An 11666-nucleotide genomic window follows, 5' to 3' on the forward strand; every position below is an offset into this window, starting at 1 on the left:
GCTCTCTGAGGAACATCAAATTATCCGCTGCGTACTTCTTCATGAATGTACCCCTGACTCTAGTTGATCCAACAACAACTTGAACACATCTGGAAGCTCGTATTTAATGAGATCTCCTGCCGCCGTATGGTCGCCCTGCTGTAAACTAGCATCCAATGCCGCAATCTGTTTTTCCAGTTCGGCAACAAAGCTTATAATCGTCGATTGAATGGGCGACATACCCTTCAAACGTTCTTCATGCGTAAGTAGAACATGCGCCGACTGACCAACCCATTGAATCCCTTCCGTTAATTGCCCGAAGTGGTTCCAATCTTCATCTTTCATCTCTCCGTAGAATAACTCGGAGATCGAATCGCAAGCTCGAATCAACTTAGGAAGATAATTGTTCAATTCGCTTGTTAAATCGCTCACCAAAATCGTCTCATGAACGGTTTTTATTTCTATTGACTTGATTTTCATCAAGTTCTCGAGCAAGTGATTATTATAGTCCTCTCTATAGACGACCCCGTCGATCCAAAGCTCCTGAACAATCTCTTGCTGATCATATAATGTCTTAAATAAAGAGTTTAGCGACTCTAGTCTACTCTCTCTCTCGTGATTGCTTAAATCTATCGTGCCGCATACGGATACTATGTTCAATGGATTCAACACCTTATCGACTTATTTACACTATATATCGGCATTAATCGACAATTTCTAAATAGAAAAACTCCCCAGTCATAAGACTGGGGAGTTTCCAATTCAAGGGTATTAGCCGAGCAAACGCAGTACGTTTTGCGGTACGGAGTTAGCTTGAGCCAACATAGCAGTACCAGCTTGTACCAAAATTTGTCTGCGAGTGAAGTCCGTCATTTCTTTAGCCATATCAGCATTGCGGATACGGGATTCGGAAGCGGACAAGTTCTCGGAGTTAACGCCAACGTTGTTGATCGTGTGCTCCAAGCGGTTTTGTACAGCACCGAACTCAGCGCGACGTTGGGAAACGACGCTGATTGCGGATTGGATAGCTGTGATAGCTGCTTGAGCGCCGCTTGCAGTGCTTACATCAAGGCTGCCAACGCCGATTTTAGCTGCTTGCACACCGCTTCCCAGGGATACGGAAATCGTCGTGTTAGCTTCGAAACCAACTTGGAAAGATACGCTTGATTGCGATCCGTTCAAGAGGCTGATGCCGTTGAACTTCAAGCTAGTAGCGATGTTGTTGATTTCGGCAACAAGAGCAGTTACTTCCAGACCGATTTTCTCGCGGTCAGATTCAGCCAAAGTTCCGTTGGACGCTTGGTTAGCCAATACGTTCAAACGTTGCAACATGGAGTGAACTTCAGTAAGAGCACCCTCTGCTGTTTGGATCAAAGAGATACCGTCTTGAGCATTTGCGATAGCTTGGTTGTAGCCACCGATTTGGTAACGCATTTTTTCCGAAATCGCCAAACCTGCTGCATCGTCGGCAGCGCGGTTGATACGGTAACCGGAAGAAAGTTTTTCCATTGTTTTGCCCATTTGGGTGTTGTTGGAACCCAAGTTGCGGTGAGCATTGATTGCACTAACGTTTGTGTTAATGTACATCGTGATCATCCTCCATGATAATAGATATTGGTCACATCCTTGCGACCTAAATAATATATCGGATAGCCAAAACCTAAACTTTATACTTAAAAACTATTTTTAAGGAAAAAATTTCAGAATTTTTCCGTAGACGCTTTCCAAGCTGACGATCTATTTTTTCTCATCAAAGTAATAAGAAATTTGATCGTCGGAATTCATTCCGCTGTAAGCATTGAACACTTTGCGATGGGTTTTCGTGGAGCCCAGCTCGGTACCCGTAGAAACCATCATCGTCTCGATCTTATGAGCGGCCTCGAACGTCAATACTCTTGCCGTCTCTGCTGCAGTCTGAATTTCCCGCTGAAACAACCGCTTCATCTCTTCGATGCCCAGATCGCTCTTCAACGAATTCTGAATCGATTCCATTTGACCCTGGGTTACGCTTTTCTCTTCCGTTAGCAGCTGAATTCGATTCCAAAGTTCGTCGCCCGGATCCATCGATTTAATAAGCGTAAGCTGCTCCAAACTGATCTTCGCCAGCTGTTCGTAGCCCATCTTCCATTTGCTCACTCTAGAAGCCAGATCAGAAGCTTCCATTGCCGACCTCTTTCCCCAGCTGATCCCACGTCTGACGAAGATCGCCAAGTATCGTTTCGACTTCTAGCAGCTGGTCTTTCTTCTTATGAATGTTTGCCTGCGTCAGTTGGTTGACTAGATAAAAATAAATTTCTTTGAGATTCTTGGCAATAACATCGCCCTGCTCTTCGTTCAAGCATGCCATCAATTCCAACACGATTGCCTGAGCTTTCTGGATGAACTTATGTGCTTCCGCACGCTGATCCGAGTCGAGCGCGTTTTTGGCTCTATTGATATTTGTTAATGCTCCGTCATATAACATCAGAATCAGACGATGAGGCGAGGCTGTCTCGTATTTATTCTTCTGATAGGCTTGATATCCAGGCTTGTGCTGTACAGTCACCGCAATCCCATCTCCTTGTCGCTTCTTGCTACGTTAACGGATATCAGCCCCACGAATTGATTTGGCTAGTGATCCACGACTGCTCGTTCTTGAGCGATGACAAAGCCGTCTCCATTGCGGAGAATTGGGACTGTAATTGCTTCTCTTTCATCGTTAAACGCAAATTCATATCTTCCATTTGTTGGGTGATGGTTTTGATATCCGCATCGTAACCGGATACTTTGTAAGCCAACAGGCCCGTTCCCGTCTTGGTCCAGTTAAACAACCCTGTATAAAGGCGAGTAGCTACCCCTTTATTTTTGTTCTCCTTGGCTGCGTTAGAACCGAATAAGTCGGCAACGGCTTGCGGGTCTTTAGTATAAGCAGCAACGAACTTGCTCTTATCAAAGCTGAGTTTGCCGGTCATCTCCGCTCCGCTCGTAATGCCTTTGTCGATCTCAAGACCGACCTCGAACAAGAACTTATAAGCACCGGCACCCTTTACTTCGCCGTTAACTAAATCGTTTAATTCGGATTGAAGGGTACGCAGCGTTGAATCGCCTTGCATCTTAGCCTCTTTGGCGCTATTCGAACGAACCGCGGTGATCGCATCGTTGTAAGCATCGACGAAAGTTTGAATTTTAGCGGCTATTTTGTCCGTATCGCTAGTAACCGTGATCGTGCTGGAAGCATTATCTTTCAGAAGATTAATCGTTACTCCGGGAATAACGTCTTTAAGTTCGTTGCTTGAGGACGTAATCGTAATCCCGTTCACTTCCGCTACGGCGTCCTGAGAGGATTGTCTTGTATTTAAGCTGTTATCGGCTTTTTTGATGCCTAGCGTCTTAAGCAATGCGTCTGGGCCGTCGATATAAACGTGACCGTCCGGCGTTGCAGGCATCGTACCTAGCTGAATGTCCGAATCCGTTCCAAACTTATCCGTCGTTAAAACTAACGTTTGATTCCCTGGCGTTGTCTCCACAATACTTGCGGTTACGCCTTTCTTCGCTATATTAATATCGTTTTTAAGATTATTCAGGATTTCCTGATTGTTGGCACCCTTTAACGTGATTTCGGTACCTGTGGCACTGCCGTTGCCGAATAACTGAAATTTATCCCCTGCAGTCAGATCCGACCCCGTTTTCAAAAACTCGCCCGAGCTAACTACATGCTTCTTAGCTAATTTAGTAACATTAACATTATAACTGCCCGTAGTCGCCTGATCGGTTGAAGAAACGCTAAATACCGTGCTGTCACTTGCCTTGGCGGATGTCAAATTGTAAGAGGTACTGTACATCAAATCGGATACGGCGCTCCGCAGAGTGACCAGTTTCGTATTGATGCTTCTAATTAGTCCTTGCTCCTCGGATAAGGTACTCTTCTTCGTAGTGAGTTTATCGTAAGGAATGCGTTCTAGCTTCATTAAAGCTTCGATCATTTCTCCCGTGTTAAGACCGGAAGCCAATCCGTTAAGACTTATTCCGCTCATCGTTTAATCCCCCCCAATTGATGTAAGCATGGAAATCATCATCCTATCATAAACGCTCATCAAGAAACATTCCGATAAGTTCCTTCATTCTGACAGAGAGATCGATTAGAAATTCAGGCGGCAGACTTGCCAGCACCTTTTGCGATTCCGCATCGATGACCTCCACGTAAGTCGCTTTCGCTTTCTCGTCGTACTTAAATTTCAGCACTTTGCCAGAAGATGCTAAAGTATCGTTCATCTTCTTGAGTTCTTCGTCCAGCTTCTTCTTTTCTTCCTCTTTCAAATTGCCGAGATCGAATGCGGACAATTCTTCCTTCTGTGTCAAGGACGCGGAGGCCGCTCTAACCTCGACTGTACTGTCTCCTACGTACTTATCCTTCGCAGTGCTCCGTTGATCGCCAAATTCGTACTTTGGCAGATCCACCTTTTGGACGCCGTTTATTCCGCCTAAACTAGTCATGTCAATCACTCCTCATCCTTATCAGATCTACGTTTATTAAAGCTCTTAAGCAAGCCAATCACTTGCGAACTTTGAACGGGATCAGGCTTGCCGGCCTGAAGGTTCTCCAAAAGCAAACCTTCATATAGCTCCTTGCGCAAGATCTGGATGTGACGCGGAGCGACGAATCCTAATTTTACAGTTTCCCCTTCAACAGCAAGCACTTGTATTTCTATGGAATCTCCCAGCATGACTCGTTCTCCGACTTTTCTCTTCAGTACAAGCATCAGTTTTCCTCCTTGCCGGTCAATGGATGCCGGATCGGATAATCACTCTGATGAATGATGAATTGACAGCCGGTACGTTGATTAGGAGCGATTAAAATAGGAGCTTTCAGATTGACATGCAGGACGTCATCGATAATATTAACGATCAGAAAGATAACGACTTCTTCGATTTTCTGGATCCTCAGCAGCTCGATCGTCTCGTCGTCTATGTGGAATCCATAGTCTTGAACTGCCTTTTCGGCAGGAATAACGATAAAACTAAGCTGTTCCTGCAACGCGTGCAGGATGAAGAACGGGGTGTCCTCTATAGCCACAAGCCCATAGGTATCGAATTCCTGTATGCCGATAATCCCTTTGCCGAACCGAATGATCTGGTTTTCTGATAGGCGAAGCTCGCCGTAACGTTCACTATGAATGATTGTTTCTTGTTGCGCCACGACGCCACTCACCTTTCAAAATCCATTCTCATGTTTTCGTTCCGATCGGGCGGGTTTGAACGTCAATTTCCGGAGGATGAACGCGAACGTCGAATTTCACGGGCGACCTAGGAGCCACGTCGATCGCGACTTCCACTTTGCTTTTCCTCATATAATCCTCATACGCTTGCCTACCGAAAATGTTAGGCTTTGAAGGGTTTCTTAAATCCCCCGACTCATCGCCTTGATGAACGTTCGTCGCAAGATCTTCAGCGTATTCGGCGCTCAACTTGCTTGAGATCTCTCGTTGGAACGAAGATTGCGCGCGCAGCCCCAAATCGTCCCACACTTGTCTCCAATCCGCATTGATCTCGGCTTGATGGTTACGGATTTCAAGTTTGGCGGGGATATGTTCCGCCTTTACATCGGCCGGGGGCGTTATTGTCCGGACAGGTTGGGCTTTAGGAATCCCCAGTGGGGGGCCCGATCTTATTTCATTGATACCCAACACCCCCTTGCGATTAGTAAAGGTTTAAATTATCGAATGAAATCAATCAACGACAATTGGCTAATTCTTGCACCGGTGGAGAGAGCCGCTTGAAGAACGTTCTCTTGAATCTTAAGTTGCATGATCGCGTCGGGCATATCGACGTCGGCGACCTTTCCTCTTAACTCCTTCAAGGAAACCTGCTGATCCAGTATCCGATTCTCGACAAGCTCGAAGCGATTGGTCCGCGCCCCGATCTCCGCCCACATCTTGGAAATTCTGTCCGCTCCTATATCGAAGCGATCCATGTCCGCAAGCAATGCCGTTTGATCGTTGGCTTCAAGATGCGCGATCGTATCTTCTAATATTTGAAAGGTATTGTCAGGATCTCCCGCTGCTCCGAAAATCTCTTCGCCGGTTAAGCTTACCGGCACGGAAACCGACGGACTTACGTTTAGGAAATATACCCCTGTATCGGTCGTATCATTCGCGGCATTAGCCGCTGTATACGGAGCTTGATCGGTCTTCTGTCCGTTGAACAAGTATCGCCCATTATAACTACTGTTGCCGATAAGGACTAATTGCTCTTTGAGTTGTTTCATCTCAGCCGCAATAGTCGCTCTCGCATCCGCAGGGACCGTACCCGTCGATGCTTGCTGCGTAATGATCTTAGCCCGTTTCAGCACATCGTTCGTTTGTTGCATCAATGAATCCATAGTCTTCAGAATCCCGCCGCCGGTTCTGGAGTTCTCGAGGAACTCCTCGCTGCGGCTTAGTTCCGTATCATATCTCATCTGGTAGCCGATTCCGACCGGGTCGTCTCCCGGACGATGAATTTTCTGACCGGTCGCCAGCTTGTTCTGCCAATCGTTGATTTCGGAGTTCATATTTCGCAAATTGCCTAATAGTTGCGTCGTCTTCATCATGCTTGTTACGCGCATCGCTTTAACCCTCCTTATCTACCGACAAGTCCCATTTGATTGATTACACGATCTAACATTTCATCTACCGTCGTCATATTCCGCGCGGCTGCATTATAAGCATGCTGGAACTTGATCATATCCGCCATTTCCTCATCCAGAGAAACACCGCTTACGGATTGCCTGCGAATCATTACGGAATCGACCAATTCTTGCTGGTTATTCATCGAGCGTTCCGCATTCGCGGATCTCGTACCCAAATCGCTCGTAACGGCGCGGAAATAATCGTCCGTCGATCCGGATGTTAGATTGGTCAATGCCGAAGGGAAACTGAATTCGAAATCGCGCAAGCTTGCCAAAGCGTGAGCGATATCGCTATTTCCCTTGATCGTTGTATTGACGGTTCCGATCGTTTCATACTTTCCGGATGCGGCGATAAGGTTCGTATCTTGCTGAATAGCAGGATTAACCCGAATATTCATAATATCGAAAGTCGCAGAGCCGTCCGAAGTTACGAAAAAGGGAATTCCCGAAGTGGCCGGATCGGAATGACTGTAACCAAGCTCATGGAGTCCGTTAAAGCCTTTAACGGTGAATTGTGCTTCCGATGTGATTTGCGATCCCGCTGGTATCGTGTTCCCGGCAACTATGACGCTTCCATCCGAAAGCGTTACATCGTTATCCGCGACCATATTGGTGCTGGTCACATATCCATTAGGAAGAGTTACTTTTGCGTCGCCTTGAACGAGAGTATTGATCATCGCGTTCAGCTGATCGGTAATATGAGCAACTTCGTCTTTGGATTGTATGTATCCGTGCAGTTGCCCCGCCGTTGCCGTTAATGCATTGGCGTCCGTCAATAAGGTGAATGCGTCGCCGTTCACGACTTCAACGCCTGCGGAGATTATCGAAACTTCACCTTCCGGCGATTCCGTAGCTTGAACGTCAACGATAGCCGAGAGCTTATCGATCAGCACATCCCGCTGATCCCGATAATCGTTAGCGTTATCTCCATATGCCTCCGTGCGTCTAATAAACGCATTCAGTTGCGAGATCTCTTGAACAATTATATTAGCCTCGTTAACCTTCGAGGAAATATTGCTATCTATGTCGGTGTTTACGTTGACAAGAGACTTTCCTACGTGTTGGAGAGTATCAGCGAAGTTAACCGCGGATCCGACAACGTCAATTCGAGCGCTTAATAGCGTCGGGTCTCTGTTCAATACTTCCCATGAGTTCCAGAACTTGTTCATGACCGAACTCAATCCTGTGCTGGAAGGTTCGTTAACGATCCCCTCAATCGAACGGATCGTGCTGTTACGAACTTCCCAAGAGGAGAACGATTGGTTTTCTCTACGATATTGCAGATCAAGGAAGCTATCTCTTACGCGGGTAATCGAATCATACTGCACGCCAGTTCCTATCTGTCCGGGATTAACGCTGCGGCTCATTCCCGTCGCTTCCAGAGGCCGCGTTGCGGAAAGGTTAACTCGTTGCCTTGTGTAACCTTCGGTTGACGCGTTCGCGATATTATGCCCTAATGTAGTCAAAGCCGTCGTTTGGGTAAGTATTGCGCGTTTGCTTGTCTCCAGGCCATGAAAGGTGGATCTCATTTGGTTATTCCCTCCGTTAGTAAATCGGGTGTTATATGGTCAATATCCCCCGATTATGCTCGGGTATCGAAATAAGAATTCCGTTTGGCGTACGGGTTCGCTTGATTCGGATTCGTATAAACCATCTCGTCTTCCGGACTGCCTACCAATAAATCCAAAGTATGGTTAACGATATCAAGCGCATGATGGACAAGAAGCTGATTCGTCTCGTTCAACGCCCTTAAGGCTTTGATTTGCTGCGACAATTCGATCGAAATGTTCTCGATCGATTGTTTGCTTGCTAGATCCGAACAATATACGGCAACGTCTTCCAACCGCATATTCGAATCTTCCTTTAACCCGGTAGCCCGTTGAAACGCGGTCAAAGCGCTAAGTCGCGCTTGATCCACGGCCGCGAGAGACTTCAGCACTTTGGATTCTTGCGTCAAAGTCAGCGTAAGCTCGTTTAATTGATTGCGAATGATACGGTCCTTTTTCTCAGTACCAAGTTCTAATAACTTCTCGTATAAGGAATGCATCTGGTGCAGTGAGTCCATAAGAGGTTGAAAAGTCACCTGTCATCCCCCATTCCGTTATTTCAAAAACGGCAGCAGTTTCTCAATAATGAGGTGATCTTCTACATAATAATTCCCTGTAGCCACTTCATTCTTCAATTGTTCTATACGCTTCGCCCTATCCGGATCCGCTACGGGTTGCCTGGAATTGAGGAGTTCCATAGCCTCGGCCGAAAACTGAACCTCGTCCTTGCGGCGTTTGCCCGCTGTTTGGTTCGTACGCGCATCCGATTGTTGTTGATAAGTACGATAGGCGCCAATACGCTGTGTATCGTTAATCTTCACGTTCATCACCTCTATAAATAAAAAAACCGATAATGTCTACCCCTATTATCGGTCAATGCTTATGAAATGTTTAGAGTTACAATTATTTACCACGTTCATGCAGACGATCGCCTATCCGATAAGCGCCTCTGTTCCTATCGTCGTCCGGATTATGCTGAAGCATTCCCGATGAATTGGCGTTCTTCACGTCCCGCTGCAGACGCTTCTTGCAGGAATCGCACAGATGAGCCTCGCGAATGAGGACGCCGCAGGATTCGCATGGATAAGACATATTCGGAGCATCGAGCAACGAAATGCGGCCTTCGCGAATCCACTTCGTGATTTGCTTAATGCTGATCTCCAGCTCATCGGAAAGCTGCTGAATATCCATCCCTTTATTTTTACGCAGATGCTCGGCGCATCTCTCATAATCTTTTTCCAATTCGGCATGGCAACTATTGCAGACTTCGCGGAAATTTTTGGAGAACAATTTCCCGCATTTAGGACAATAGGATAAATTCACTCAATCATCTCCCGATTTCCGACATTAGTCGACCTTAATATACATGTATTGTACTAAATTTTTCAAGTTGTCGCTATCGAATTGTTTGAACTCGTATTTACGCGGAAGCAGACGGCGACGTAATGGTAGATTCGGTAGTCTTTTTGGGCTCCGCGTAAGCGGCCTTCAACTGCGCGGGAACGCTGCCGAACAGCACCCAGGACCAGCTCGTCAATCTGCACACGAGCGTTACGACAACCCAAGAGATAAGCAACGCGCAAAGGAAGCCCCCGGCGTACCATGCATGATGAATCATCGTTCCGCCGCCGGTCAACGGGTACTTTCGATATACCAATAACACTAGCGGATGGAATAAATATACGCCGAACGAGACGATGCCCAAATGGCGAAGCTTGCCGACCCAGAAGGAGCTTGTCATCCGGCCCCCGATCAAGAAGGCGACTTGCATGAGAACTAGCGGAGTAAGCATCGTGTAGATGTCCCACAATCCGTCGTACAACGCATTATGATAAGGTGTCTTATACAACCGGGCGTTATAGAAAATCGTCACGTAGGAGATACCGGCAGTTAACCAAGCAGCCCATAAGCAGATCCATGAAGCAACCTTGGCCTTCGTGATATTGCCCTTAGCGATAATAAGCCAGCCTTTAATCCGATCGAAGTAAATCCCAAGCCATGCCCCGAGAAAATACTGCCCGAAGTACGTCGGAGACCAGCTGCCACGGTTGGTGACCTGCCAGTACTCCCTGTTATACAGGAAAAAGGCCCATTGCAACGCTACCCCGACGAAAATAGCCGATGCGGCCAGCCACTTGAACCGTTTCATCAAATACAACAGAATCGGGAACAGCAAGTATAGTTGAATGCTAATAAACACAAAATACAAGTGCGTATACGCTTGGCCTTTGGAGACCTTGTCCCAGAAACTCGGCCACATCTGCGCGATATCCCACGCGAATCCGTTCTGGTACCAACGCAGCACGAAATAAACGATCGAAAAAATCAAATATGGCACTACGATGTATAATAGCCGATTACGATAAAATTTCTTAAAGCGTTGAGCCGTAAGCGGTTGAGGATAATAATTGTAAAAAAGAACGAAGCTGCTTAGAAGAATAAAGGACGTCGTTCCGATCTTGGAGAATATGTTCAAGAAATTGTATACGCCGTACAGGCTCGCCCCCTTCATCGCCTCCGTTGCGAACGAGGTGGAATGAACCATCAACACTCCCAGAATCGCGATGCCGCGTACGATATCAATTTCCGTTAATTTTGCCCGGCGTTCCATAGCGCCTCCCTCTGGTGTATCACCGAATCTATGTTGGTCTTTCAAAACAGAATTACTTTATCATAGCACAGGAAGAAATGCGCCGAAAAGCATATTCCTCTGTCACCTATTACTGAAATTGCTATGAACGCGCCCATAGAACCCCATAAACTTCCCTCGACATTCCCGATTGGACGGCTTGCGTCAATACCCGCGCACACTCGTCCAGAGTGCTTCCCGTCGTATAAATATCGTCTACGAGAATGATTCTTTCGGAAATGGAATCGCTTGGGACGGCCGAGAAAATGCCTCTCATATCGGTTACTCGGCTACGGCGGTTCTTGAGGCTTTGTTTCTCTGTATGACGCAACCGAAGCAATAGGGGACGATAGTTCAGCCCATACCATTCCGCCAGCCTCGTCGCTAACCGCTCCGCTTGATTATACCCTCGATCCCGTAACCTCTCGGGCGCTAATGGCACCGCCGTAACCGCATCGAATCCGTACTGCGATACTTCGCTGAGACGTTCGTAGGCAAAAGATAGCATAGCCGCCAACACGCCTTCCAAGCCCTCGTTCCCTCTGTATTTATAAAGCGCGAGCCATTCCTTCATCCGTTGATCGTAACGAACGGCGCTGCGGCTGAACGCGTAATGCCGATTCTGTCTTCGCACGCAATCCTCGCACCGTTCGGCCCTGCCGCATATCCGGCAAACCGGATAGGCGATCCAAGGAATACACTGCCGGCACGCTCCGCACAATGACGTTAATATACGGCGCGGTTCCGGGTGCTTAACCGGAACCGATACCGGGTTGATCCCGCGCGAAGCGGTTCTCCCGCATACCGGACAATTCCGCGCGGCGGGCGCAAACCACGAGCTTAGGTTTAACGGCATGATTGAATC

Annotated in this window: 16 protein-coding genes; all 16 read right to left on the reverse strand. The window is 47.2% G+C overall.

The window, feature by feature from the left end; all coding sequences use genetic code 11:
* Nucleotides 1-39: 39 nt before the first annotated feature.
* Nucleotides 40-639 (reverse strand): hypothetical protein, encoded by a 600-nt coding sequence (locus FPL14_RS11170; protein ID WP_182303013.1) that lies wholly within the window; start codon nucleotides 637-639, stop codon nucleotides 40-42.
* Nucleotides 640-750: 111 nt separating this feature from the next.
* Entirely contained in the window at nucleotides 751-1566 is an 816-nt protein-coding gene (locus FPL14_RS11175) for a flagellin N-terminal helical domain-containing protein (RefSeq protein WP_182303014.1), read from the reverse strand.
* A gap of 150 nt (nucleotides 1567-1716) precedes the next feature.
* A complete protein-coding gene (locus FPL14_RS11180; protein ID WP_182303015.1) occupies nucleotides 1717-2142 on the reverse strand; it encodes a hypothetical protein in 426 nt (141 codons plus the stop codon).
* Nucleotides 2129-2524 (reverse strand): flagellar export chaperone FliS, encoded by a 396-nt coding sequence (fliS, locus tag FPL14_RS11185; RefSeq protein ID WP_182303016.1) that lies wholly within the window; start codon nucleotides 2522-2524, stop codon nucleotides 2129-2131. Before fliS ends, FPL14_RS11180 begins: the two co-directional genes overlap by 14 nt.
* Nucleotides 2525-2567: 43 nt before the next feature.
* On the reverse strand, nucleotides 2568-3992 hold the full coding sequence (fliD, locus tag FPL14_RS11190) for a flagellar filament capping protein FliD (protein ID WP_182303017.1): 1425 nt from the start codon (nucleotides 3990-3992) through the stop codon (nucleotides 2568-2570).
* Nucleotides 3993-4038: 46 nt separating this feature from the next.
* A complete protein-coding gene (locus tag FPL14_RS11195) occupies nucleotides 4039-4452 on the reverse strand; it encodes a flagellar protein FlaG (RefSeq protein ID WP_182303018.1) in 414 nt (137 codons plus the stop codon).
* A gap of 5 nt (nucleotides 4453-4457) precedes the next feature.
* The gene (csrA, locus tag FPL14_RS11200; RefSeq protein ID WP_182303019.1) at nucleotides 4458-4718 is read right to left on the reverse strand and encodes a carbon storage regulator CsrA; all 261 of its coding nucleotides are present in this window, start codon (nucleotides 4716-4718) and stop codon (nucleotides 4458-4460) included.
* Nucleotides 4718-5155 (reverse strand): flagellar assembly protein FliW, encoded by a 438-nt coding sequence (gene fliW / locus FPL14_RS11205; protein WP_229263869.1) that lies wholly within the window; start codon nucleotides 5153-5155, stop codon nucleotides 4718-4720. Before fliW ends, csrA begins: the two co-directional genes overlap by 1 nt.
* A 28-nt stretch (nucleotides 5156-5183) precedes the next feature.
* Nucleotides 5184-5645 carry a DUF6470 family protein gene (locus FPL14_RS11210; RefSeq protein WP_229263870.1) on the reverse strand — a complete coding sequence of 154 codons (462 nt, stop codon included), beginning with the start codon at nucleotides 5643-5645 and terminating at the stop codon, nucleotides 5184-5186.
* A 26-nt stretch (nucleotides 5646-5671) separates the two neighbouring features.
* Nucleotides 5672-6562, reverse strand: coding sequence for a flagellar hook-associated protein FlgL (gene flgL / locus FPL14_RS11215; protein ID WP_182303021.1), 891 nt, complete (start codon nucleotides 6560-6562; stop codon nucleotides 5672-5674).
* 14 nt (nucleotides 6563-6576) lie between these two features.
* Entirely contained in the window at nucleotides 6577-8154 is a 1578-nt protein-coding gene (flgK, locus tag FPL14_RS11220) for a flagellar hook-associated protein FlgK (RefSeq protein ID WP_182303022.1), read from the reverse strand.
* 53 nt (nucleotides 8155-8207) lie between these two features.
* Nucleotides 8208-8708, reverse strand: a complete 501-nt coding sequence (locus FPL14_RS11225; protein ID WP_182303023.1) for a flagellar protein FlgN — start codon at nucleotides 8706-8708, stop codon at nucleotides 8208-8210.
* Between the two features lie 18 nt (nucleotides 8709-8726).
* Nucleotides 8727-8999, reverse strand: a complete 273-nt coding sequence (locus FPL14_RS11230) for a flagellar biosynthesis anti-sigma factor FlgM (protein WP_229263871.1) — start codon at nucleotides 8997-8999, stop codon at nucleotides 8727-8729.
* Nucleotides 9000-9075: 76 nt separating this feature from the next.
* Nucleotides 9076-9495 carry a flagellar protein gene (locus FPL14_RS11235; RefSeq protein ID WP_182303025.1) on the reverse strand — a complete coding sequence of 140 codons (420 nt, stop codon included), beginning with the start codon at nucleotides 9493-9495 and terminating at the stop codon, nucleotides 9076-9078.
* 97 nt (nucleotides 9496-9592) lie between these two features.
* Entirely contained in the window at nucleotides 9593-10783 is a 1191-nt protein-coding gene (locus tag FPL14_RS11240) for an acyltransferase (protein WP_182303026.1), read from the reverse strand.
* A gap of 121 nt (nucleotides 10784-10904) precedes the next feature.
* Nucleotides 10905-11657, reverse strand: coding sequence for a ComFC family protein (locus tag FPL14_RS11245; protein WP_182303027.1), 753 nt, complete (start codon nucleotides 11655-11657; stop codon nucleotides 10905-10907).
* Between the last annotated feature and the right edge of the window lie 9 nt (nucleotides 11658-11666).

It is taken from the genome of Cohnella cholangitidis, assembly GCF_014107495.1.
GTDB classification, from domain to species: domain Bacteria; phylum Bacillota; class Bacilli; order Paenibacillales; family Paenibacillaceae; genus Cohnella; species Cohnella cholangitidis.